This window comes from Clostridium sp. AF32-12BH, assembly GCF_003477935.1.
Lineage (GTDB): Bacteria > Bacillota > Clostridia > Lachnospirales > Lachnospiraceae > Brotaphodocola.
In genome coordinates this window covers 137,397-164,041 of sequence record NZ_QUEH01000006.1, presented here as the reverse complement: position 1 = coordinate 164,041, position 26,645 = coordinate 137,397, and the positions used below count along the sequence as shown (strand labels likewise).

Sequence of the window (26,645 nt, the reverse complement as noted above, 5' to 3'; positions counted from 1 at the left end):
GAACAAAAGGTCTTTTGCCCCTGGGTATCATCTCATAACTATATTAGCCCTAAATCCACGAAAGAAGGAACACTCATGTCTCAGTCCGATACCACCGAACTTTTCCATCTTTTTTCCAAAGTCCGCACCGAAAAAGAGATGGAACAGTATCTAGCCCAACACACTGTCACCACCTCCATCCGCGATTACTTCAACGACTATATTGCCAGCCACTCTGTCACCACTGCAGAGATCGCCAGACGCTGCAGCGGACTGATCTCCAAATCGTATGTATATGATCTGTTAAATGGTCAGAAAGAACAACCTTCCCGGGATATCATCCTGATTCTCTGTCTCGCTGCCCACATGAACCGGAAAGAAATGCGCCGCACGCTGGAACTGTTCCAACTGCGCGATCTTTACGTCAAGGATTCCCGCGATATCATCATCGCCACTGCGATCAACCTGGAAAATTTTGATATCGATGCCATCAACGACAAGCTTGCAGCTCATGGATTGGAGATTCTGAATGGGAAAAAGGCATGATCGGAATCACATCCCAATCAAGGCTTGACTGCATCCGAAGCTGTTGCCAGCGAAGCACCGTTCCCTTCCGGGCTGATGCTGCTATTCCCAGTTCCATTTCTATTTCCATGCCATTCTATATCCCAGTTTCCATTTTGCATGTAAAACTGGTTTATTATAGTTACCGCATTCTGCTTCGGTTGGAAATACGTTTCCTGCACTGCATCATGTAAGAAATCTCCAGAAAAACCAATTGCCACTCCCAGCATAACTGCTGCAATTTTTTGAAGAACTGGTCGTCCATCTGCTATGTTCCGAATTTTTTCATATATCCAGTTTTCCCAGTGTTTTTCGCTTTCCGCCAATTCTTTCAGGGCACTCCATAGACGATTGATACACCGAACCGGCACTGTTTTTTTGTCACGTTCGATTGTCGAATACAATGTAATGCTATCCGATACCAATTGCTGTGTGTTCTGTTTTATCTGGATTTCCAAAAATATCTTGATTTTTTCATCATTTAATGATTTTTCCAGTTTCCGGCATATCTGCTCCGTATCATGCCCTTTATTACGCATAAATGCGAAATAATACATCCACAATCTTTCAACGCTGGAACTATTTCTAATATCTATAAAGGAAACACATATATCCGTTTTTTCCACAGCACCCTCTGCATTATGAAGATGTTGCTTATCAAAAGTTTTTTCACCCACTTTATTTCTATCCCTCCAACCTTCTTTCAAAATTTCCCTTTTGACGTCTGCCCAAAACGTACGTTCTTTCTTCTATGTTAATAAATCTTCTCCTTAAAATCAATATGAATGTTAACTAATATTATATAAATTTGATTTTTTGTGCCTTTCGTAACATCCATACAACCATTTTACTTCGCGAACAGATACACGCTCCTCCATATAAGCCTGATTCAGACACATCTCAAAATTACTCTTATCTGTACCTGACTCTGCCAGTTTCTCCAGTTGTTTATACGTTTCCTCATCCACATAAGCGTAATGTGATTTAGTATTTATGTTGAATTGAAAATCATTTTCCCATTTCGTATTCTTCTCTGATACCAAAAGCTCTGCATTCTTTCTAAAAAAATGCAGTACTTCTTCCACATCCTCCCTTACACTGCTACAATATTGCCTCGTCTCCAAGTCATTTTGAATCGTCTGAATAATGTATGCAAAATAATCCTGCATTAACTGCAATGCTTTTGTTTCCTTCTTTCCTGTAACATCCAGTCTCCAGTCATCATACTGCTCCAGAAAACCAGTTTTCCATGCATAATAGCTATATTTTCTTAAAAAGTCCAGATACACCTTTTGTTCTTCCGGTTTTCCCACGATTTCCATTGCATTAAAATTCCTTATCACTTCAAGAAAAACCTTATGGAATCTGGCATCTATGTAGTTGCACATTGCAAGATATTCCAAAGTGATCTGATTTTTCTGCCTGCGTTTTTTGATCGTATGATAAAAAATAACAAATTTGTACCATACTTCCTGCGCTCTTGGTTTCCATTCCGTGGTTTCCAGTAGAAGACGCAGTGATTTTGCCAATTCCACATACTCATTAATTCCCATATAAAATGATATTTTTTCGGACTGCAAAAGTGTGTTCCAGGCTGTAATCTGATCTTCTTTTTCCAGAACTTCTGAAACAAACAATTTCGCTTTCCGTTCGCTTTGTGTGTTCTTTTGGTTTCCATTTGCGTGAAGATTACGAATCAGTGTACTAATTTTATCGTTTTCCTCTGCATGCTTTAATGCTTCTGCCGAACGCATATAATAGAATTTACAGACCCGCTGCAGTCTCTCTCCAGTTCCTTCATCCAGTTGTTTTTTGTCCAGATACTGCTCATCCATATACTGAAAATTGTACCCTAACAACCTTAGCAAAATCAAACCACATCTGTTTTCATACGCCGCACCTTCAGAAAACAGCATTTTCACCTCATCGGCAGACAGCCCAATTTCCGAATGTTCTCCCGCCTCTTGATTCAGTCGCACCAGATTTAATAACTCCTGAAAACTATACCGCTCCTTGGTCTGCGGTACTTCAAATTTTATTTCATCCTTGCAATCACCATAGAATGTCAGACTTTCATAAAAATCTGGGAAAAAGTGTTTCATAAAGTAAAATGCAAGTACCGTTCTCTGCGCTGTCTTTTCCTTAAACTCCGGTTTTTGGAGTTGTGCATTGCTTTCCTGCAAAAAATGTTTTACTTTTCGAAGTGAAGGATTCTTTAAGTGAATGGCCATTTCTGCATCAAAACCAAACACCTTACTCACATATGCTCCGAGAGATACATTTCCGGTCAAAAACGTATACTTCGAATAGTCTTTATATTCTGGAAAATAATAACGGATTGCATCTTGAAACGTTATATTCGTCAAATTCACAACATATGGAATATATTTTTCCAGATACATCCAATCCACTCCGGCATTTTCCAGCATTTCACTGTCATATTCATACACAACCTTTATCTTTCCACCCGAAAGACGTTCTGTGAAATCCATCAGCTTTTTCATCTGTTCTACATTCTGAATGCGATCCAGATCCTCAACCGCAATCAAAATTGTCTTTTCTAATTTCTGAATATCTTTCCGATAGGCATCCAGCACCTCTGCCTTACTATTACCGATTTCTCCCCAAAACTGCTGCGCTTCTTTTAGCAAAGAATGCTCTGCCATAATACTACGCAGTTCTTTTGAAACCCGCGGATAAATTCTCTCCTTTCGAAGGATCCGTTCCATTTCCTGCAGTAGAAACATATCCACTTCGTTCAGATTACAAGTCAGCACATCTACCCGCAGCATATAAATTTCCTGCCTGTGTCTCCGTGCAAATTCTTCCAGTAAGCAGCTTTTCCCCGTTCCCCAGGCGCCATTGACACCGACTACAGGCGAAAATGATAAATACTCCTCCAGACGGAGAAGGTCCTCTCTTCTACTTGCGATAAACCATGGTGAAAACGATGCATCCACCTTCCTAAAATCCTGCCCTGCGCTCATTTCAGGATCTGTAAAATCAACATCTATATTTTCTTGTGTTTTCCCGAATATCAGAACAATATGAATACCCAATATCAGTCCTATATAACACAAAACCACCAGATAAACATACCAATTTCTTCCGTACAGACTCCACGAAACAACATCTTTCTGCATTGTCCGGATAGTCAAATAGGCTGCGGCATTGGCCCCAGCCATATATAAAATATCAGAAAATAAACATCTGTTTTTCCGTACAGAATACTTTATGACCAACCATAATAAACCACTGTCCACCATAAGGAAATACACAGCAGCAGGCACCGTTTTGATGGTAAAGAAGAAAAGTGTACTTATGAAAAACACACCGACCAGCCTCAAAAGAAGATTATTTCTTTTTTCTTTCATTCTTGCATCATCCTTTGCATTATATCTTTGCGTCTTACGACTTTTTCAATTTTATTCTCTTTTCACCAAAACCTTCCAACGTAAACTTCACGTGTCCATATTGAAACCATATGGAATCCCATTGTCTGTCATGGTATAATAACCATATCACATATTAAGGGGGCGTTTCCATGAAAAAATTATCGAAAAAAGTATCTGTTCTTTTGTCCTGCCTTGTTCTCTCCACTGCCATGCCGGTTATTCCGGGTACCAGCCCGATCATCGCAGAAGCACATCCGGGACGGACTGATTCCCAGGGCGGTCACCATGACTATAAAAATCGGAGTGGTCTTGGTAGTTATCATTATCACTGCGGTGGTTACCCGGCACATCTTCACGAAAACGGAGTATGTCCATACAAATCCGGCGGACAGAAAAATGCTTCTCAGAGTACTTCGAACAGCAACTCAACTGGAAGCAATACTGCCGCAAACCAGACCAACATCACCACAGACCTTATGAATTCTTATCAGGCTGTATTTGATGCTGATTATTACTACAGCCACAACAGCGATCTGCAGTCTGCTATCGGCAACAACAAATTAAAACTTTTCGAACACTTCTACACCACCGGTATGAAAGAGGGACGGCGCGGTAACGAAGACTTTGACGTAGCCTCTTACAAAGAAAATAACGATGATTTAAAGGCTGCTTTTGGTGATGACTGGAAAGCTTATTACGATCATTACGTTCAGAGTGGTTGCAAAGAAGGACGTGCGCATTAATTCAGATAGATGTGAAAATGCCAATTTTGGTAATGTAACGAATTTTGTGTAAACCTCATGAATTGATGAAAAAATCTTAAATTTATTGAATTGAATTTATAATGTGTGCGGGCTGGATAGCATTTTGAGCTATTCAGCTCTCACAATTATTGTAACAAAAATGTTCTTGTTTTTTCTTTTTATTTCATATCATTCTCGTTAATTGTCAGATTTTCGTTTTCTTTTTAAATATATCTTTGTCACAGCACTTGAGATTGATTCTATAATACAACAGCTCCGTTAGTCCCAGCGCAGTAAAATCCACCATGCCCAGACTAACGGAGCCACCTTTTTTCCTTAATTAATCACTCTTCCTTTCCCAAATCCACTCCATATCCCTTAAAATGCTTTTTTACCTGTTCACACAATGTGTTGTCATTTCGCTCTTTTGCGTACTGATATATTCCCTCCTTGTCGTAATACGATAACTGATATTTCTTTACATTTGCCTTATGTTCTTTCAATAAATCTTCTGCCTGCTTATCAAATCCACCTAATGCCCACAATGAAAATTCTAATTCTCTGCCAGGATAGATTCTTCCCAGAAAACTTCTAAAAGCCGGAATTCTGGAAGATAACCATCGTTCGACGTATTCTTTATCAATTGCTCCTCTGTAAGCTTTACACTCAATGGCAATCATCTTCCCATCTCGTTCAACTAAAACGTCTATTTCGTATTTCCCGCCTTTTCCATTCGGAACCAGTTTGTTCATCTCAATATATCTTGAACCAAGCCTGGAAAAGAAAAGTCCCACCATACATTCAAACAGATCACCCATGGCATTATTAAAGCGGCCTTCACTTTTTGCAATTTCTCTAATCAGTTCTTCCAGTTTTTCTGGTTCTTTCATAATTACGGCAGTGGCATTTCGGAGTACATTATAAATATTCATGATTGTTTGTGTGTATCGTTTATCAAATAAATTGGAAAGTATTCCCACAATGATTTTATTTTCTTTTAAATATTGTAAGGCTTCACTCGATACACTATTTAGAAGCAGCACTGGCACAAAAGCCGGAAGACGTTTAAAATTACGAATTATCCTGATTTTTTCAACAAAAAATTCAATATCCTGAACTGTAGCATCTGACTTGATCAATACATCAACAACCATAAATCCCGGTCTATTCTTTTTATAATCAAATAGTGGTGTTACATAAGTTGGTATTGTAGCAAACCATTGAAAATGAGCAAATATTGCCTCTTCTGGGAATAATCTAGATGAATTATAGGCTATCATATTTAATTTCGCGGCCCATGAAATAAAGTCTGTTGCAATGATGTTTGTAATTTGTTCTTCACTTCTTGAATATGTGAGATTATAATCTTTACCACTGTACATCGGAGAAACAACATAATATTCTTCCATTTCACCGATGATTCCTTGTTGAATTAAATCAGATATGATATTTTCAAATTTTCGATGTCCCTTTGTATTTTCTACCGGAGATTTCGAATACACGGGGAGCAGATCCTTCTTCATTATAAAGTTGCTATTTTCCAATGCATGTAAAATTACAGAAACAGCCAATGCCTCTTTTTTTAATGATTCATACAAATTTTTCCTATACTTTTGTGAACCATATTGTTTCTCTAAATAACAAAACACCTGATTTTTGCTGAATGGAAAAACTTTCAATTTTTGTACCGGTGTCCCTGCCCTGGAAATCGCTTGCCTGGCTGCTTCATTACTCATTGAATATTCCTGCTCCAATATGGAAGCCAATTTCCCTGAAAGCATTGGTCCTTTTACTTCTAATATTTCTTCTACTCGTCCCATACACCTTTCTCCTTCTGTCACACGGCACTATTTATAATATATAATATATAGCAGCTATTTCATTTTGTCAAAATGGCTTATTTTCACTGTTTTTCAAAAGCAATATGTCACACTACCATTTTTCTTCTATATTGCTACATTGTGTCCACAAAACCTGGTATTTTAAATAGCGGCATTACAGATTTTATCTGACCATCGATCATCAAACGCCCCTACAGAACCTGCCACGGAAAGCTCCCGTCAAATGCATGGCAATAAAAATGGGCTATCGTCCAATTAACGATAACCCACTCTCCCACATTCATTAATATTCAAACATAAACCCATTCAAATCTTTTAACGAAAATATCCTCCCTCTACCACTCTATCACATCCGGATACACCACCCCCGGATCCTCCAGTTCATGAATGCTGCAATGATAAACCTCTGCCGAATATTCCAGATCCTGCTTCCGCTTTTTATATGAGGTCGGCTGCTGAAGAAAACGTTTTGCAGTAGTGCGCATTAGCTTCCTTTACTCCACCGTCACCGACTTCGCCAAATTCCTCGGCTTATCCACATCCAGTCCCTTCGCCACAGACACATAATATCCCATCAGCTGCAGCGGAATCACTGCCAATGAAGTTGCAAAATGCGGGTCGGTCTTCGGGATATAGGTTACGAAGTCTGCCGTGTCTTCCATGTTGTAGTTGCCGTAGGTCGTGAGGCACATCAAATAGGCGCCGCGGCTCTTGCATTCGACCATGTTGCTGACGGTCTTTTCGTAGAGGTCTGGCTGGGTCAGGACGCCGATGACTAATGTGCCGTCTTCGATCAGCGAGATGGTGCCGTGCTTGAGTTCGCCTGCGGCGTAGGCCTCGGAGTGGATGTAGCTGATTTCTTTCATTTTGAGGCTGCCTTCCAGGCAGATGGCATAGTCGATGCCGCGGCCGATGAAGAAGATGTCTTTGGCGTTGGCCTGCTTGGCTGCGAACCACTGGATCCGCTCTTTGTCTTCGAGGATCTTCCGGATCTTGTCCGGGATGGTCTGGAGTTCTTTGATGTAGCAGGTGTACTGCTCTCCGGTGATCTCGCCGCGGACTTTTGCGAACTGGATTGCGAGCGTGTAGGTTGCGATGAGCTGCGTACTGTAGGCTTTCGTGGTGGCTACGGAGATTTCTGGACCTGCCAGGGTGTAAAAGACGTTATCGGCCTCTCTGGCAATGGAGGAGCCCACTACGTTGACAATTCCCAATGTCCGCACGCCGTGTTCTTTCGCCTCGCGTAGAGCCGCCAGGCTGTCCGCGGTTTCGCCAGACTGGCTGACGATGATGGCGAGGGCGTTTTTGTCGAGGATGGGGCGGCGGTAGCGGAATTCGGATGCCAGTTCCACGCGCACGGGGATGCGTGCGAGGTCTTCGAGCACATACTGAGCTGCCATGCCGACGTGATATGCGGAGCCGCAGGCTACGATGTAAATCTGGCTGATCTTCTCGATGTCTGCATCGGTGAGTCCTACCTCGCTTAAGTCGATGGAACCGTCTTTTAAGACGGAGTTTAAGGTGTCTGCCACAGCTTTTGGCTGCTCGTGGATCTCTTTCATCATGAAATGCTCGTAGCCGCCTTTCTCGGCTGCCTCTGCATCCCAGTCAATATGTTTTTTCTCTTTCTGGACTTCTTCGCCGTCCAGGTTATAGAAGGTGATTTCGCCTTTGCGGACGCGCGCCATTTCCATGTTGCCGATGTAGTAGACATTTCTTGTGTATTTTAAGATGGCCGGGACATCGGAAGCAATGAAGGAAGCCCCGTCTTCCACACCCAGGATCATCGGGCTGTCTTTGCGGGCTACGTAGATCTCGCCCGGATATGCCTGGAACATGACCGCAAGGGCATAGGAACCGCGGATGCGCACCATGGCATGGTTGATGGCATCGACCGGGGTTCCCTCGTATTTCTTATAATAGTAATCGATCAGCTTGATGGCTACCTCGGTGTCGGTGGAGGAATAGAAGGTGTAACCCTTGCGCACCAGCTTATCTTTCAGCTCCTGATAATTTTCGATGATACCGTTATGTACGCCAGTCACATTGCCATCATCGGAAATGTGGGGATGGGCATTGTTTTCCGATGGCTCGCCGTGAGTTGCCCAACGGGTATGCCCGATGCCGCAGGTTCCTCGCAGGGATGCGCCGCCATCGGTCTTCTCTGTCAGCACTTTCAGCCGCCCTTTTGCCTTTACCACCTGAGCCGGTGATTCGCCGTCACGGACGGCGAGACCAGCCGAGTCGTACCCGCGGTACTCCAGTTTTGCAAGTCCATCTAATAAAATCGGAGCTGCCTGCTCCGGTCCTGTGTATCCTACGATTCCGCACATAAATGATTCTCCTCTTATCTTTCTATTGTGAAGTAACTATAACATTAAATCGATATTGCGCTTTTCAAAACCTATCGTTAACATTCTATCTCTGATTCTCTACAATGAATCTTCTCCACCGTCTCTTGATTCTGTACACCGTTTAGCCCGGTGGTCTGCATACTGCCCCTTGCTACACAACTGCACGTATTTTATCATAACATACATTCTGAGACAATGCTACTTGCTCTCTCTGCCTCACGCGCACTCTTTAGCGCGCAACAGGCTCGTTCATTTTTACTTGTTTTCACTCATCTTCCCACTTTCTAGCACTGACAACGAATCGAATCCCGTACACACCCATCCAAAACCACACAATTCGTGGACAATAACAAAGATCCATTTCTGAAATTCCAGAGGGCGCTGGAATTTAGTTTTGAAAGTTTCAGAAATCCCTGAGGAAATTCAATTTACATATTTGCTTGCCCCAAATCCATGTTATACTAGAGATATCATAGATAAAAAAGGATGAAACACTACCATGCCTATTTTAAAAAAAGCGCTTTTGGTTACCACAGTAAGCGGCTTTGTCCCGCAGTTTGAAATGAACAATGTCCGTATACTTCAATCCATGGGGTATGAAGTCCACTACGCAGCCAATTATCACACACCATCCTATGGCAATGACAACCACCGGCTGGACGGAACCGGCATTATCCGTCATCAGGTTGATTTTGTCCGCAGTCCCTTTAAACTTTCCAACCTTACCGTGTACCGGCAGCTCTGTACTCTTATGAAATCTGAGCATTTCGACCTGGTTCACTGCCATACGCCCATGGGCGGTGTTATGGCACGCCTGGCGGCACATGCGACTGGGACCGGTCCCGTTATTTATACGGCACATGGATTTCACTTTTTTAAAGGTGCTGCGCCTGTCAACTGGCTCTGCTACTACCCGATGGAACGTTTTCTCTCCCATTTTACTGATCAGCAGATTTGTATCAACCAGGAGGATTATGAACGCGCCAGCAAGCAGTTCCATGCACGCTACACCGATTATATTCCCGGAGCAGGATTTGATTTAAACAGGATTCCTCCTATGACTTCGGAAGAGATTCAATTAAAAAAGCAGGCACTTGGCCTGCCGCTTCATTGCCGTATTCTATTATCATCCGGAGAATTTATCAAACGAAAAAACCATGAGACAACCATCCGCGCATTTGCCAAACTCATAAAGGAATTCCCGGATATCCACTATGTAATCTGCGGTCACGGACAGCTGCAGGATTATCTGCAGAATCTGGTTAAAGAACTGGGCGTAACGGATCATGTCAGCTTTCCAGGTTACCGGCAAGACATGCTGGAAATCTACCGATGCGCAGATATCTTTGCGTTCCCATCTTTCCAGGAGGGACTTCCCATGGCACTTCTGGAAGCCATGGCGAGCGGACTTCCGGTTGTATGTTCCGATATTCGCGGAAGCCGCGACCTGATGGAAGAAATTGCGCCAACAGCAGAACAACCACAAGCTCAGGACAAAACAGCTTCCACTTCGGATCTGCTGCAATGCAAGGGCGGTTACATGATCAAAAAAGCGGACAATGTCGATGCCTATGCACAGGCTCTGGCTCTGATTTTAAAAAATCCAGAGGACATGAACACCATGGGACAGACCAATGCTTTACGAGCGCAACAGTTTTCCATGCAGCAGGTTGCTGCACGTATGGAAGAGATTTACAAACGGATTAGCAGTCGCTAAATGATACGTCAAAACAGGGCAGCCGAAGCTGCCCTGTCATTTATCCGATGTTTGCCCTAATCGCATAATCATGTTCCTGTTTTTCTGCGCGCACCACATTATATCGTAATTTCATTTCCCGGCAATCGTATTATGCTACTACACCACAATCACGCCGAGCACTTCAATGCCCATATCCTTCGCCAGTTCCAGTTCCTGCTGCACAAGGCTGTAACGGGACACGCCCTTTTCTTCCACCAGTACAATGCCATCGCATTCTGCCAGCTGTCTGCGCACTGCAGCGCGGGAAATCATGTCACGACCAGTCTCCAGATTGAACTCAGAAAGATCTGCATTTAACTTGCCGCTGACACGCTCCATTGGTGCATCTGCCGCCATACCAGTGATCAGCAGATGTTTCTTCTCGCCTGCGTAGTTACGGATATTCGCCTCGATCATGTCATAGACCGCATCGTCTTCCACGTAAATGTCATCCCCGGCCAGCCTTCGAAGCCATGCATCAATAAAGTCAAATGCACGCTTTTTCGGCAGCCTGCTGAATGTGCCAAGTTCTTTTGTGGCGAAACGGTTCTTAATCTCCTTCTCAGAGGTTACCTTATCGTTCATGATATAGTATCCGCCAAGACATACCACAACCACAAATCCACCTGCGAGGAAGCCGAGAATCGCATATTTTACAACATCTTTCTTGTTCACACCAGAAGCCGGAACTATTACCTCGCTGCTGTCCGGTTTTTTCAGGTCTTTTAACGTTTTCTCAGTATCGGTCAGGTTCTTGTCCAGAGTTGTCACATAGTTACGGATTTTCTGCTGACGATCCAACGCATTGGTATCGACCTGGGTTACTACGCTGGTGCGTAATTGCTGAATGCTATGAGCCGCAATGGAGGTTCCAAGTTCATCCTGAAGAAGCAGAACCTCATCGTTCAGTCCATCAAGAATCGTATTCACAAGCTTCTCATCCGGTCCGATCACGGAAACCGTCAGAATTCCCTGATGGGATCTTTCATCCAGTGCATCCATCCACATGTAAGTACTTCCCATGGTTCCATCGGTCATATCATTTCCGGAAACGGAAAGCAGTTCCCTCACATAGCGGACTTCCAGATCCTGTGATTTCGCAAACTGGTTCAGATAAGCACCGTTCATAAGCGCATTCTTATACGCCTGAATCAGATTGCGCATCTCACCCTCTGCCGACTTGCCCTGGGTCTCAACCAGAAAATCTGCGGTTGCATAATATTCTTCATACGGATTGATCTGCATATACGGTGCTGTCAGAATGTACTGGTTCTGGGCATTGATGCTTGCCTGTATCTGTTCTACGCTCTGCTCCAGCATCTGCTTTTCTGTCTCATATTCGTCCAATAACTGCTGATAATCGGAAGCAATCTCAACCTCCGCATCTGCACCGGCACTTTTCTCTTTTACCACCTTCACGCCAGCCAGCGCAGCCGCACCAACCAGCGCAGCAAGAAGCAGCAGTCTCCAGCGATACAACAGATAGAAAAATAAATCCTTTAAATCAATTTCCTGCTCGTATGTCTCTGTATTCATACACCTCTCCTTTATCTGGACCCTTTTCCAAAGAATACCACAGCTACCGTCTTAAACAGTATCTTAATATCCTTTAAGATGGTCCAGTTGTCAATATATTCCATATCCAGCTGCACAACTTCATCGAAGTCCTTAATATCGCTCCGCCCACTAGTCTGCCACATTCCGGTCAGACCAGGCGTCATGCTGAGACGGCACTTGTGTTTTGCCTCATAGCGCTCAAATTCATCAACTGTCGGCGGACGGGTCCCAACCAGGCTCATATCGCCGCGAAGTACATTCCAGAACTGCGGCAATTCATCGATACTGGTCTTGCGGATAAAGCGCCCTACTTTTGTAATACGGGGATCGTTCTCCATCTTAAACATAAGACCCTTGACCTCATTCTGAGCCATCAGTTCTTTCTTACGCTGCTCCGCGTCCTGGTACATGGAGCGGAACTTGTAAAACGTAAACCGGCGTCCATTCTTTCCGATTCGTGTCTGACCGAAAAAGACCGGGCCCGGTGACTCCAGCTTAATGGCCGGTGCCACAAAAATAGTCGCCACACAGAGAATCAGCATTCCAACCAGACCGCCAACAATGTCCAATGCCCGCTTCATGATCAAGCCCCTGGTAGAAATGATATTTCTCGCAAAGGTAACCACTGCGTATTTGCCCACACGATTTAACGTCTTATTGCCGCTGTTCACCAGATCAAACGCATCAATATTAACATCCACGATGATGCCCATCAGTTCCATCTCGGATACCCATTCCTTCATCTCCGGATAATCTACAAAATCCGGACAGGCAATGAATACTTCATCGATGTCGTTATGTACGATATAATCCATGGCTGTGGTACGGTCTGCCACCACCGGATAACTGCCGATCTTCTCACCGGTTCCGGAATGATCCAGAAGCACAATTCCGGTTAATACCCGGTTCCACTCACTCTGCTCCTCCATGTTCTTTAAGATGGCATCCAGCCGCTTTGAAGTCGTGATCAGAAGCAGGCGGCTGCTGTAACGGCTGAACTTAAATACATGCGTCATATATTCCTTAAAGCAAATGTGCAGCACATAGGTAAGAACCGTGTTCGTAACAATAAAATATCCGAACACCAGACGCGAAAGCCGATCTGTAATATGCATGACATACAGAATCGCGATCCACGCCACCGAATAGATTACGGCCTGCCGGATTACCGAAAACAACTCTACCAGTTTTCCGCGCTCAAAGAAATGATGATTTAAATCCAGAAAAATATCTGTCAGGACAACCAGCAGACACAGATACACGATCTGCCACGCTTGATCTCCGTGTATGGCTATTCCCCACAACCGGTGAAACCGCAGCCAGAACGCACATAAACTGCTCACCAACACCGCGGCCACATCCAGCAGAAGAATCAGGGTGTTTTCCAGATTCTTTCTCTTTTGATACATAATACTATCTCTCTCCCTAAAATCTTGTTAATCTTTTGTATTATAGCACATCTAAGATCATAGCACTATAGCGTTTTTCTGGCATAATTGCTACGATTATTTTAATATTTTCAAAGCTTAATCGTGCGTATTCATCCTGCTTATCATCACGCTTCTGACAAATCGATATCCCACATAATGCGTCATACGAAGTATCCGAATAGCTTTTGACTCCTTCTTCACTTCCCGATACAGGTCCGTGTCTATTTTCTTCAGTTTTTTATCGTATCGCTTAATGTTCTCTTTGTTCTCCTGATTCGGTTCCAATAACAAATATGTAGTATATTGGAAAATCGCATTCATTTTGATGGTATCCCAAAGTATTTTCTTTTTTACTCCGGTTAATTCTCTTTTCTCTGCTTCATAAAGCGCAGTAATCTTGTCCAGAACCCGCTCTGCATCCTGACTGTGCTTTACTCTTCCCTCAATGCTCACACTCTGCCCGGCACGGCCGATCCGATACCGATAAATCGGTTTCTCATACTTCGCAATGGTTTCTGCATAAAAGAAATTTAAAAATGCATATTCGGTATCCGTATAAAAGCAATGCTCTGTAATCCGGATTCCATGTTCCTTCATCATCGATGTTTTTGATGCCAGTTCATGCATTTTCAGATCTTTGAGTTCTGAAAAATTCAGGTTTTCCAGCTCCTGCACCTTGAGCGGCTCTAATAAATGCCTGTCCCATAGTTTTTCCGTTTTGATGTCCTCATAAAATTCTACATATGGAGTTACTACAAGGTCTGCATCGGTACTTTCCAGAAAGGCAAGGTAGGACTGCAGTTGTTCTGTAAAATACCAGTCGTCCCCATCCAACAGTCGAAAATACTTACCTGTTGCAGCTTTCAGGGCCGCATTTATGGTGGAACCATAACCACCATTTTGTTTGTTAATCAAAAAGAAACTGTCCGGATATTTTGCGCAATATTCCATCGCAATTTCTGATGTTTTATCCTTGGAACCATCGTTCACAATGAATACTTCCAGTTTCTTTAACGTTTCCTGATCTATGATCAATGAATCTAACGTTTCTTTCAACGATGCCTCAACATTGTAAGAGGCAATAGAAATTGATAATATTTTATTCATGTTAATCCTTAACTATTATTCTGTACTCTTTTCCTTGTTACTTAATGTAAAATTATGATTCAAATCACTTTACACTTAACATCGCTGACTTTTGTTCTTGTATAAAAAGATCCTTACTCTTAAAACTCAGAGTTGAACATACTCTTTGCCTATCTCTTACATCATATTTAAAAGTTGAAAGATACTTATAAATATTATCTTTCATAATAATTTTAGATATTTGGCTCAAGCAATCCTTTCCCTTAAATAATTTATCTATTTCATCAACGGGTAACTTTTCTAATGAAATTCTTATCAAATATTCTAGCCTTGCCATCTTCACAAACTCTGAATTATGTAACTCACAATAGCTTGTTATATTTTCCTTGAGAATATCACACTCTAAACTTCCTGCAACTCCTGTTAAATAATCTTCTATAAATGTATATAATATATGTGCAAAAGAAGACTTGATTAGATCTGTGAATTCATGCTTTGCCTTAAGTGTTTCTTCATCACACTCTCTGCTCTTTTCTTCTAACATCTGAATAATTTTATCAACCATATACATGGAAAAGTTACATAATGAACCAATTATTTTTGAAACCGACTTAAAAATAAAATCAATTCCTTTCTCCCGAGGTTCGTTTGCCATCTTTCCAGAATAATTTTTTAAGATATTTCCCATGAAATCAATATATCTAGCCATTTTTAAGACATCACTATTTATCTGTCTCACTTCTTCGTCTATTTTTGAAAGTTCTGTGTCAGTTTCAATATCCGACTCTTGTTCCTCTGATTCTTCCATCGCTCTCTTTCTGATTTCAGGAATTTCTTCATTTTTGGGAATATTATAAATCTTTTCTACCTTCTTCTCTATATTTCCATCCCACTCCTCTATCAGCTTTCTTATATTATCATATTTGAAATCTTCAAATTGCTTTAATATCGGATTTCCAAATTCTTGGACAAGCGGAATAATTTGGTGCTCTATATTCAATCTATATGCCAAAAACAATGCAACATTATAATTTACATCATCATTGATATTTTCAAATACATTTCTGATAACTCGTTCTTTTTCCGTAGGCGACAGAACATCCTCTATATAACTGCCTACAAAATAATAATACATATAACTATGTCTAAATCTATAAAAATCATCTCTGATTTCTAAAAATTTAAAATCTGTCAAGCACTTCATCACATCTACGACTTTTAATTTTGTATTAGAGTGATGTTCCTTATAATCTAAAATTACGCTTATTATATACTCTTCATCAACATCCTTACATTTTTCATCACAATACATTTTGTAGGCTATTTTCTGAAGAATTGTTTTGTATATGCTAATATTATTTGTGAGACTTCCTGCCTGCTTTTCTGCCAATGCTTTCAATTTATTTAATATTAACCCTTCGTATACATAAGAATATCGACTATAATTCAGCTGGTTCGAAGAATCCTGTTCCAAATAAGAAAGTACTAAAAGTAAATCAATCGGTGTTTTATTGAAGTAATTTCCTTTCATTACTTCATGAATCTGGCCATATTTTTCTTTTTTTCGACCATCAAAAGCCACACTATTTTCATCATATTTACTATTCAGCTGCAACCATTTTGTAATAATACGATCTTTTGATGTCTTTTGGGTTGGCTGAAGTACTAATATGCTAAAATTCTCGTGAATATAATCATTCATTTCCACGTAATTAAGTGGATTCAAGATATCTAATGTATGATTTCTTGTTATTGCGACATAGCCAAATTTACCTGTCAAATATTGAAGAATTCTTTTTGCACTTTTATCAGATAGCTTAATTTCTTCGAAATTGTCGATAAGGCACACACGTTCATCGGGGCACTTCTGCATAATTACATTTATATCAATATTGTTATACGTGCTTTTATACCGTTCTTCAACTATCCGATTTAAAGCTTCACCATCTGAAGTATTAATCTTTGATATATCTAAAAACACAGGGAACCTTTTCATTTTAAAGAACTGTTCAAACAACTGTTTTAGTAATGCTGTTTTTCCATATTCCTTTTGTCCTCGAATCGAAATGAACCGATTCTTATCTAAATACTCGATCAAAGCAGGCATATCTCTTACAAATTTTGTAATATTGCCTCTATCCGCTTTCAATGTTGGGAATCCAAATATGTCCGACAATTTTATTTCAGTCCTATCTCCACAAGTTATGTCTATGTCCATTTCTTCTAAAAACTTCTGGACCTCTCCCTTTATTTCTATGCCAGACCCTAAATATCTATTCCGTTTAAACAAATGATATTCTGTTTCGATTACTCTTTTATATAAACCATCTTTCCATTCATATGTGAAAAAACATTCTTGTATGGAACCATGGCTAGTATTAATTTTTAAAATATTAAATCCACTTTGTTCTGGACTAAATTTGTCAAAAAGTTGATTTCCCTTTATATAATAATTCGAAGATTCATCATAATTTTGTTTTAAAACAAATTCGGTTGTATGATCATGCCCAACCAAAACAATGTCTGAAAATTTTTTTTGATACTCGTTCCATGCTTCTTTATCCGTCCAATCCATCCACTCTGCATCATGATGCATCATAGTAATTACAATATCATTTGGATTCTTGTCAGGTAATTGATTCGCTGGCATTTCCATTTTGCCATTTACAATTTTCATTTTTCCTTTTTCTTCTACTTTCTTTGAGCACCAACTTGTATTTATGCAATGGAACTTGATACTAATCTTTTCATCATTTAAATTTAATTCATTTATTGTAAGAATTTTATCTGGAACACACGACATTGCACTATATTTCTTGCCAAATTCACAAACAAAATTAAAATAATTCTTTTGAATACTTGTACATAACTCTAACTGTGATGCATCTGCCACATCCAATTTCGGAGATGTAAGAATTGCTTCTCGCAACGTAACTGCCTCGTTTTCAAAATCACAATCATGATTTCCTGGAACAAATACTGAATGAATAGAAACTTTTGCAAATCGTTTATTGATTATCGAGTAGATTTCTTCCAACAAAATTCCAACAGCTATATACTGACTTTCCTGTCCCGAAAACGCAAGGTCACCTGTCAAGCAAAATATTACAGCCGTGTTTTCTGGCTCTGTTATGTGATTGCAAATAGCCCCACCAAGAGAATTTATTCTTTCGGAGAGTATATAAAAATCCTGATCATCTTTAATATGTATATCCGTCAATTGAACTATCATAATATCCATACTGTTCCCTCCTATGTACGCTAGCTATTAAGAACTTTATGGGGAAGTAATTTCAATATTTTTTCTAACTTCACACATTCAAGTACATAGCTAAAATAGAATCACTTCTCCGCCAAAACCCAAAACACATTATAAAAAATATCCATCCAGTGATGTTCGATCACACACTGCAGCGCAATAATAAACAGCAAAAACGTAAAGTATCCATACCATTCTTTCTATTTCATTTTTCCCTTAGCGTCTTAATCACCTGCATTTTTATGTCCTTTCCATTTCAGCTTTACAGTTTGCAGCAATTCGCAAACCATCGAATCCCGCAAAATTAAAAGGATTCCTCCATAAACACAGCCACCTGCCAGAACCAGAATTGCAGTTTCCTGAATTGTTGCTCCTAAATGTGGCTTCAACCATAATAATACCAGGCTCATGCCAATTACTGCAACAAGATAATTTTTTGCCTGTTTCATGATCTTTCGAATCGAAAATTCATGCCGCACCATAATAAGTTGGGATACTGTAACAGTAAGTTCTCCAGCTACTGTAGCAATTGCAGCACCAACAGACAGTAAGTTCTGAATCAGGAATAAATTCATAACAAAATTCACGGCCATGCCAAGTATAACTGATAACGTGAACTGTTTCTGTTTTCCTGCCGGTATAAAATACTGCATTCCAGTCACACTGCTGACTCCGACAACACAAAGCAGAACACTAAAAATCTGAATCAGAATAATAGATTTTTCATATCCACTTCCGAAGAACCAGGGCACAAACTGATCTGCAATACAGATGATTCCAAACGTCATAGGAAGGGCTAACATCCAGATAAAACGGTATGCCCGATAAATGTAGTAATCCAACAGTTCTTTTTGTTTTTTTGCTACCACATACGAAATACGAGGAATCATAACCACACCCAAAGAAGAAACAATCGTCAGGCAGATTTTTTCAATCCGGTCTGCCTGTTCATAATATCCATTTTCAAAGTCAGATCCAGTAATCCAGCCAATCATGGTTTTGTCCATGACTGCAGATACCTGAATCGCAATCTGTGGCAGAAACAACTGCAAAACCTGACCAATATTTCGGAATGGGCGAATCGTACGCCATGGAATCCGACACAGGAATTCCGGCAAACTTTTCCAAAGTAACACATGACCAAGCAATGTAGAAATTCCAATACTCGCAATATACAACGGAAGATCTGATGCAGTCTTCACAAATCCAAAAATAAAAGCAATATTTAAGACCCGGACAAGAATATTGCGCATAACCGTTTTTCCAAATTCTTCCATCCCCTGAAAGAACCAGGTAATATCTGCAATTACACAGAAGATATTGATGGACTGCAGCAAATAAAGCATCCTGTATTCACTTTTTCCAGTAAACAGAAAAAATAGAAATAAACTAAATAAGCTTGTTATCGTCCTGAGCGAAAATACTTCCCAGAACATTCTGCTGCGCGCTTCCGGTTCGTCCTGCAGGTAAGCAATTTCACGCTGTCCATAATCGGTCGTTCCCAGCACAGCAACCAGTACAAAATAAGCAACCACAGAATACGTATAGCTATTTAAACCAACGCCACTTGCTCCAAGCACCCGTGAAATATACGGGGTTGTCACAAGCGGCGCAAATAATGTCAATAACTGATAGGTCAGATTATATAGATAATTTTTTTTGATACTTTTTTTCTTCATACCTTCTCCGGACACCGGAATCGATCCCGGTGTTCCTCATAATACTGTTTCATAGCCACATTTTGCTGTCCAAACGACAGATGACCTGCAACTGCGTTTTCTGCGACAATCATAGCCTTGGAGCGGATAATGCATTCGCTGCAGATCTGCTCTTCATCTACTCCCATACAGGGAGATTCCGCAAACACTTTCCACATTCCCATAGACTCCCAAAATTCCCTTCGCATCAAAATGAAACCAATGCTAAAACGAACCGGACAAGCAGAATAGGAAAAGGATTCTTTTCCAAAGCATCTGGCCAATTCATCAATGGAAGGAATATAGCCGCCTTCACCCCAAAAGAATTTTGCCACTTCCGGACTTTTCTCAATCATACGCGTTGAATAGCTTGCATAGATTGGACGTTCAAATTTCGTCGCGTACTCTTGTTTCAGATTCAGCTTGTCCAGAATACGCAGATGACAGTATCCATTAATTGGAAGCAGTGGTGCCACGAATCCTACATCATAAAGACCATCCCGCTCCACTTTGAGAAATGTTTCTTTCATCTGTTCAAAACAATGCTCTGTCACAAAAATATCTTCATCAATCTTATAAATGTATTCCGCTTCCGGATGCTTTAAAATTGCTACGTTCTGGAGAAGTGTGACACAATTGCGCTTTGTACTTAAGTAAGACCAGCCCTGCTTGCTGGCTATCCGTTCCAGTTCCGCAGAAAAAACTCCAGATGACGCAATGCAAACATCCATATCCTCCGGCATAAAACGAACTAACCGTTCAAATACATCCTGATAGAGATACGGTTTATAACCAGCAATAATGATGCATAAATCTTTTCGATGTTTGCTCCGATCAATAAATGTATGCTCTACCTGGGTTGCCAGTCGATAACGCTTTTCGTCACGTATCTGTTTCAGTTTCTGATACAGTTCTTTTGTTAAAAAAGACTCTCTCAAGCATGTTTTTATCATTTCATCACTCTTTCTGTACAGAGGAAGCTGACATAATATCATCTCGTGTCAGCCCGTTTATAAGTGCCAGGAAAAACGGAAATGAATAGGCCGAATATCCACAGAACTGATCCACGTTAATATTAAAAAGCCAAAATGCAATAATCAGCGGAACCAGCAGCATTCGCAGTTTTTCTTCTTTTTTTGTAAAAAGCAGCGCTATCAGCTGCTTCCCGGAATAAACTGCAATCACACCAATATAAAATATCCCGCTCACTCCCATAGTAAATACCGTCTGCAGCAAACCAATATCTGCAATGTGCCCGCCGCCAGGAGCTAATCCGCTGTCACCATCCAGATAGCCCAAACCCAGCATCGGTGATTTTAAATACTGGTCAATGAAATATCGAAGTGCATTCACACGATATACGGTTGTCCCCATCTCCCCCGTATTTTTTAGACTCAGACTAAATACAAACTCCTGGAACTTTTCTGTGCGCATAACCAGCACCGCCAACACCGCCAGTATCAAACATTCTTTCCAGGTAATTTTCTTTCTGCTGGACAGCCAGATTACTATCACTGTCAATCCCTGATAAAGCATAAAAGCTCGCGCCTGATGAATACGGAATGAAAAATAAAAAACAATAAATCCCGCGAACAAATAGAGTACCCTTTTCCAGTTTTCCTTACTTTCCGAAAACAGCCATGCAATGCACGGCAGCAAGATAGGTGCAAAAACCGGTGAATTTACGCGCAGTACCCCCTTTCTGATCCAATTCGGGACTGTACCTTCCAATGCAATGGATGAAAAAATCAGAGTTCCGGTTTTTCCAAAATACCAGCTAATCAGAATCCGGATTCCATAAGATATCATGGAACACAATACAATCCATTGAAGCAGTCGGTTTAATTTTAAATCTCCGTTCCGTAACAGCAATGCAACGGGAATTGACAGTAATGCATAAAAATATGGCACGGAATAAAATACAGTCATGCGCAGTGCCATGCCATTTAAAATCATGGATTTATATGCTCCGGTAACCATTGGGATACAGGCTATACCACATATAATCCAAAGCCATTTTATTTCTTTCCAATGGCGAAGAAGCGATTTGTTCAGTGCCAGAAGAATCAGTATCAACAGTTCTAGTCCAAGCAGCCACAGTTTTTCATTGATTTGTACATGCAGCAATGGATCCAGCAATTTCTGAATGCTGCATGCTGCTGCAATGAACAGCATAAGAAAAGCAATCATAAGCTTGCTGCGCATCGTATCCTTATTTTTCTCTTTCATAACAAACCTTTCCTATTTATCTTAAAAATCATTTTTTATGATTCTCATTGTTTCCATGTAAACGCCTCATAGGTAAAGGTCAAATTTGCCGTGGAGCGGAGAATTTGACCTTTACCTATGCACCATTATCTAATCTTTTGTAAAGAAGCAGAAAACCATCACCTTCCCATAAGAGACCTTTGATACGATCTGTTTTCTTACCGCAGAAAAGAAACAGGGTGTTTTTATCGTACGGATCAAGATGAAAACGAAATCTGATCATGGTAGCCAAACCATCAATCCCTCTGCGCAGATCTGTATAGCCAGCAGCAAGATATATTTTTTGAATCCTGTCACATCATACAACATGATTCAGTTCTCCCATGATGATTCGGATGATTTCTGCAGAAGCATAGTTGTAAATTTCGACTTTTATGCCATTGAAACTTCGAAGAGTAACCGCTGGCTTGAAGTTACCAGTTTCTGTTGGTGTCTTTGTTTCTGCTGGCTGCGGAAGTTCCACGAAAGACGGTTCCGGGTCGCAGACCACCAGGCAGGCTTTACAAACACGTTTTAAACGATAATAATAATTTGCTTTTGTAATAGCATGCTGACTGCACCAGGTTTCTACTTTCATATCTGCTGGACGATTTTTACATTCCTGAATCTGTTCCGCCCATTACTGCAGGCGAACCTGTTCGGCAACGAAACTTGTTTGACTGCTCATAGTCCGACCTCCATAGTCGGTCACAAAAGTTGCGTGCTTAACTTTTTTTGACTCTGTATAGTGTTAGACTATTATCGCAGAAATCAGAAGTGCGGAACAGGTACTTGCTTTGGAGCAGTTATTTCTGAATAGTAAAAATCCACATACCATTATCCTAGTTACAAATCTGAAAACAAATTAGCCTTGTACAGACCTTCTTGCATCATTTTCTTAAAACTACCCTTCACAACTGCAACATCTTCTTTGTAGGTCATGCCATACCATGTATCGTCCGTTTTTAACACCTTAACAGAAATCTTTCCTTGTTTCAGAAGTTCACCAATAACAACTGGTATTAAGTATTCTGCTTTCAGAGGATTCTCTGGCACTTTTTTCTCAAAGAATTCCTTAAATTTTGCTTCCAATACTTCTAAAAAATCAGGTGTCAGCCCCCACATATTCATAGAAACCAGAGAATTTATATCAATAATCATACCATTTGCTTCTGCACCATTTTTCGTCTTTACGATATTTCCAGTTTCCTCGATCTCTGTCAAATTGTTCTCCGCATCTATCTTACAAATACCACGGGTCACACCACCATTATCTGACAATGTATTCTTCAGAACAAAACCTGTCATACAAGCTCTACCCTCTTTTATAAGATACTCATGCACGGTTTTGAAAGCTTCTTTTCCGTAGTAATCATCTGCATTAATCACAATGAATGGTGTATCAATCACACTCTTTGCTGCAAGCACGGCCTGACCAGTTCCCCATGGTTTTCTCCGTCCCGCTGGCAGTTTACCTGGAATATCATTGATATCCTGAAATACATAATTCACAGTCACATTATAATTTTTGCAGATAAAGGCAATTCTATTACCAATTACTTGTTTAAATTCTTGTTCAATATCCTTTCGGATAATAAATACTATATGATTGAAACCAGCCTCAATCGCATCATGGATCGAGTAATCCATGATGATATGAGCAAAATCATCTACCAGTTCCAACTGTTTAATTCCTGTTCCAAATCGACTGCCAATTCCAGCCGCCATGATAAGTAGTGTTGTATTCATTTTTCTCCTTGTTGTCCAACTTTTAGCTGACTGAAAACCTGAATAATTTTTCTTCAATATTCCACCCATATTTCGTGAATACACTAATCCATATTCTTTGGTCCTTCTTGAAAAATTCTATTGTTTTTTCAAATATGCATCAAAAACGTCTTTAGTAAAAAGCGAGTGGTTTGACATTTAACAAATAGATTAATGACACCCTGAAATAGCAAGTCGGTGACAACGCGTGGAATCAGCAACACCAAACCGTTGCAAGTCTACTTCGTATATTTGTTCCATATCAGTTAACGCACGCCACCCCAGTTTGCTGATTTTTGAAATATCCTCAAGCAATGCTCGCTGTGGCAAATATCCTTCAGAAACAGATGTGTCCTCTTGGGCAAATTCTATTGTTACATTTGGATTAAACCGTTCAAATGCTCTATATGCCCTTTCTTTTACCGTACAATAAGTATCAGGATTGGTGGCATTATATGCTTCTCCAGGTTTACCATTGATCAGAACCGTTAAAATTGCAGTTACTGCATCGAGAGAATATATTACACATTTCTTTGTCAGTCCTGCTGATTTCATGTAAAGATTCTTATTTTCAATAATGCATCTTAAAATCTCGGCTTCAACTTTCACAGAATCATAGGGCTGCCATAGACCGAGAATTACCGTTGGACGAATAATCTTTATATTGACCGAATATTCCTCAAAATAGCTCCGACACATCAATTCAGCGACTTTCTTACCTAACGGGTAACAACTTCTGACATTTAAACTATCCACTCCTCCAATATATCTTTCTGTAATCGGTTCATCTAAACTAGGCGTTCCATATGCTTCTTCCGAAGAAAGATAAATCATAGAGCACCCTTTGTGCTCCTTAGCAATTTCTAACATTCTTCGCGTACCATCAATGATAACTGACAACGATTCGACAGGATTATTTTGAAATATTTTGTTTGACGTTGGAGCTGCCGAATGTATAATATAATCGATTCTTTTATCCAAACAGAATTCCCTCTCATTACCAAATTCACAAAATTCGATATTATCTTCTCGATCAATATATGAGGGGAGTACACTAGTATCTCTAGTCGATGCAATGATATGGACGTTAGTAGCTCGAATCTGATTTTCATGCATTAACCATTTGATTATACCTGAACCGACAATTCCTTTTGCCCCAGTAATCAAAAATGTCTTTCCCTCAATATCTGATGAAAAATCAAAAATATTAAAATATCTACTATATTCAACGCTTTCTAATTCTGTTAGTTTCATCACTTATTCTCCATCAATTCTTTAATCGTATTAATTATTCCCGCTTCAATCCCACTGTTTAATCTCAAGTATTCGCCACCTGCTACAATTCCAGGCAGTGCTGGACAATCCTCATATTCAATCTCAAATAGAACAGCTTCATCATTTAAAAGTTCGTGTGTATAATTAGCGATTTCTTTATAGTCTGACAGTTTTATCGCTCTAATCTTGTAGGCTTCTGCAATTGCAGTAAAATCACAAGAGTAATAATCTCCTTCCAGTTCAGAAGTTGCAACAAATCTAGAATCAAGATACTGTTCCTGGAAAATCCTAATATTTCCGAGAGCCTTATTATTAAATACAACTATTTTAATTGGCAAATTATTTTTTGCAATGGTATTAAGTTCCTGAATATTCATCTGTGCTCCACCGTCCCCTGTTAATGCATAAGTAGGACGTTTATTGCCATAATATGCACCGATAGCACCAGGCATCGCATACCCCATAGTCCCAAGCCCAGCAGACATAAAAAGAGTACTGGATTGCTTCATCACACTAGATTGTGTACCATAAGTTAAGTTCTTACCTACGTCCAAAACAATATTGGCATTTTCAGGGAATAAATTAGATATGAATTTGCACATTTCATTTCCAACAGTCATATCTACGTTTTCAAGCAATCTGTGCATCTTTGCACAATTATCCGTCCACTTTACATGTTTTTTTTCATAATTGGCATTCTCTAAATATTGAACAGCGTTATCAATAAAACTAGAAAGATTAGCGCGAACATCAATTTCGTTCGGCTTCAACTGTCGTTCAAATTCCGCCTCGTCAATATCAACACGAATAAATCCAGTGGCTTTTGGAGCAAATAAACTCATGTTATGCCCTATCTGTTTGGAACATAATCTCGTACCCATAGAAATGACAAAATCAGCATTTTGAAGAACAATTCCCGCTTCTCTTCTAGCAGTACCACCTATATATCCCATATGATATTTTGAATTTGATGGAAGTACATCAATTGCTGGCATTGTTGTTACAACTGGTATCCCTAAAAGTTCCGCCAGTCTTCCAAATTTTTCTTTTTTGCCTGCTTCCTTAATTCCAGCTCCTGCAACAATTACAGGTTTCTCCGCAGCAATTACCTGAGAAATATACTTACCTGCATCAACACTATCGTTTCTATCCACAACAACAGGAGTAATTGTTTCAAATTCAACCTGCTCTCTACACACGTTGATTGGAAGATCCAAATATACCGGACCACGACGATCAGTTAAAGCAGTTCGGATCGCCCCATCAAAGAGTTCAACATAATCCATATTTAACTCTACTTCAATAGACTTTTTGGTTACAGGAGCCGCCATTGTTGCAGCTTGAATTTCTTGAAAGCCATTCTGTCTAAATGAACTACTGCGTTTTTTATCCTTTGTATTAACGTTTCCAGACACATAAATAACTGGAATCGAGTCAAACCACGCGTCTGCAATACCAGTCAGAAGATTAGTAAATCCTGGACCACTTGTAGAAATAGCAACACCAAATTTGCCCGAGGCTTGAGCATAACTAGCCGCCGCTATCGCGGCACCTTGTTCAGTAGCGCAAGAGTGATAGTTGATTTTTTTTCTGTATCTTCCCAAAGAATCAAAAATGTATGCAATCATTCCACCTTGATATCCAAATACATCTGTAATTCCATTTGCTATCAATACTTCAACGAAATAGTCCGCCACACTAAGTTTTCTCATA

Annotated in this window: 19 protein-coding genes; 3 read left to right on the top strand and 16 right to left on the bottom strand. The window is 40.3% G+C overall.

The window, feature by feature from the left end; all coding sequences use genetic code 11:
• Positions 1–75 precede the first annotated feature (75 nt).
• The gene (locus tag DWZ40_RS07720) at positions 76–525 is read left to right on the top strand and encodes a hypothetical protein (RefSeq protein WP_118542349.1); all 450 of its coding nucleotides are present in this window, start codon (positions 76–78) and stop codon (positions 523–525) included.
• A gap of 17 nt (positions 526–542) precedes the next feature.
• Here DWZ40_RS07720 and DWZ40_RS07715 read toward each other — a convergent pair whose 3' ends face one another.
• Both DWZ40_RS07715 and DWZ40_RS07710 read right to left on the bottom strand, forming a co-directional pair.
• The gene (locus tag DWZ40_RS07715) at positions 543–1,250 is read right to left on the bottom strand and encodes a hypothetical protein (protein WP_147354154.1); all 708 of its coding nucleotides are present in this window, start codon (positions 1,248–1,250) and stop codon (positions 543–545) included.
• An 81-nt stretch (positions 1,251–1,331) separates the two neighbouring features.
• Positions 1,332–3,530 (bottom strand): P-loop NTPase fold protein, encoded by a 2,199-nt coding sequence (locus tag DWZ40_RS07710; protein WP_147354153.1) that lies wholly within the window; start codon positions 3,528–3,530, stop codon positions 1,332–1,334.
• 557 nt (positions 3,531–4,087) lie between these two features.
• Here DWZ40_RS07710 and DWZ40_RS07705 point away from each other — a divergent pair.
• Positions 4,088–4,681, top strand: a complete 594-nt coding sequence (locus tag DWZ40_RS07705; RefSeq protein ID WP_118542343.1) for a YHYH domain-containing protein — start codon at positions 4,088–4,090, stop codon at positions 4,679–4,681.
• Between the two features lie 344 nt (positions 4,682–5,025).
• On the opposite strand, the gene DWZ40_RS07700 is transcribed toward DWZ40_RS07705, so the two are convergent.
• From DWZ40_RS07700 to glmS, 3 genes are all read right to left on the bottom strand, one after another.
• On the bottom strand, positions 5,026–6,501 hold the full coding sequence (locus DWZ40_RS07700) for a restriction endonuclease (RefSeq protein WP_118542341.1): 1,476 nt from the start codon (positions 6,499–6,501) through the stop codon (positions 5,026–5,028).
• 356 nt (positions 6,502–6,857) lie between these two features.
• A complete protein-coding gene (locus DWZ40_RS19435) occupies positions 6,858–7,007 on the bottom strand; it encodes a hypothetical protein (RefSeq protein ID WP_182431660.1) in 150 nt (49 codons plus the stop codon).
• 9 nt (positions 7,008–7,016) lie between these two features.
• A complete protein-coding gene (gene glmS / locus DWZ40_RS07695; RefSeq protein WP_118542339.1) occupies positions 7,017–8,855 on the bottom strand; it encodes a glutamine--fructose-6-phosphate transaminase (isomerizing) in 1,839 nt (612 codons plus the stop codon).
• Positions 8,856–9,375: 520 nt separating this feature from the next.
• Between glmS and DWZ40_RS07690 the strand changes: the two genes are divergently transcribed.
• The gene (locus tag DWZ40_RS07690; protein WP_118542337.1) at positions 9,376–10,593 is read left to right on the top strand and encodes a glycosyltransferase family 4 protein; all 1,218 of its coding nucleotides are present in this window, start codon (positions 9,376–9,378) and stop codon (positions 10,591–10,593) included.
• Positions 10,594–10,731: 138 nt separating this feature from the next.
• On the opposite strand, the gene DWZ40_RS07685 is transcribed toward DWZ40_RS07690, so the two are convergent.
• The 11 genes from DWZ40_RS07685 to DWZ40_RS07630 all read right to left on the bottom strand — a co-directional run bounded on the left by DWZ40_RS07685 (position 10,732) and on the right by DWZ40_RS07630 (position 26,644).
• Positions 10,732–12,150, bottom strand: a complete 1,419-nt coding sequence (locus DWZ40_RS07685) for a hypothetical protein (RefSeq protein ID WP_118542335.1) — start codon at positions 12,148–12,150, stop codon at positions 10,732–10,734.
• Positions 12,151–12,161: 11 nt separating this feature from the next.
• Entirely contained in the window at positions 12,162–13,580 is a 1,419-nt protein-coding gene (locus DWZ40_RS07680; protein ID WP_118542333.1) for a sugar transferase, read from the bottom strand.
• Between the two features lie 117 nt (positions 13,581–13,697).
• Positions 13,698–14,708, bottom strand: a complete 1,011-nt coding sequence (locus DWZ40_RS07675; RefSeq protein WP_118542331.1) for a glycosyltransferase family 2 protein — start codon at positions 14,706–14,708, stop codon at positions 13,698–13,700.
• A gap of 64 nt (positions 14,709–14,772) precedes the next feature.
• Positions 14,773–17,928, bottom strand: coding sequence for a metallophosphoesterase (locus tag DWZ40_RS07670; RefSeq protein ID WP_118542329.1), 3,156 nt, complete (start codon positions 17,926–17,928; stop codon positions 14,773–14,775).
• A gap of 242 nt (positions 17,929–18,170) precedes the next feature.
• Positions 18,171–19,625 carry a flippase gene (locus DWZ40_RS07665; RefSeq protein WP_118542327.1) on the bottom strand — a complete coding sequence of 485 codons (1,455 nt, stop codon included), beginning with the start codon at positions 19,623–19,625 and terminating at the stop codon, positions 18,171–18,173.
• Complete coding sequence (locus DWZ40_RS07660; protein ID WP_118542325.1) at positions 19,622–20,596, bottom strand: hypothetical protein; 975 nt, start codon at positions 20,594–20,596, stop codon at positions 19,622–19,624. The genes DWZ40_RS07665 and DWZ40_RS07660 overlap by 4 nt, the downstream gene beginning before the upstream one ends.
• 4 nt (positions 20,597–20,600) lie before the next feature.
• Entirely contained in the window at positions 20,601–21,872 is a 1,272-nt protein-coding gene (locus DWZ40_RS07655) for a hypothetical protein (protein ID WP_118542323.1), read from the bottom strand.
• 337 nt (positions 21,873–22,209) lie between these two features.
• Complete coding sequence (locus DWZ40_RS20445; protein WP_118542319.1) at positions 22,210–22,488, bottom strand: hypothetical protein; 279 nt, start codon at positions 22,486–22,488, stop codon at positions 22,210–22,212.
• 248 nt (positions 22,489–22,736) lie between these two features.
• Positions 22,737–23,639 carry a sugar phosphate nucleotidyltransferase gene (locus DWZ40_RS07640; RefSeq protein ID WP_118542317.1) on the bottom strand — a complete coding sequence of 301 codons (903 nt, stop codon included), beginning with the start codon at positions 23,637–23,639 and terminating at the stop codon, positions 22,737–22,739.
• 189 nt (positions 23,640–23,828) lie between these two features.
• Positions 23,829–24,911 carry an NAD(P)-dependent oxidoreductase gene (locus DWZ40_RS07635; RefSeq protein WP_118542315.1) on the bottom strand — a complete coding sequence of 361 codons (1,083 nt, stop codon included), beginning with the start codon at positions 24,909–24,911 and terminating at the stop codon, positions 23,829–23,831.
• Positions 24,911–26,644 (bottom strand): thiamine pyrophosphate-binding protein, encoded by a 1,734-nt coding sequence (locus DWZ40_RS07630; RefSeq protein WP_118542313.1) that lies wholly within the window; start codon positions 26,642–26,644, stop codon positions 24,911–24,913. The genes DWZ40_RS07635 and DWZ40_RS07630 overlap by 1 nt, the downstream gene beginning before the upstream one ends.
• Position 26,645: the final 1 nt, after the last annotated feature.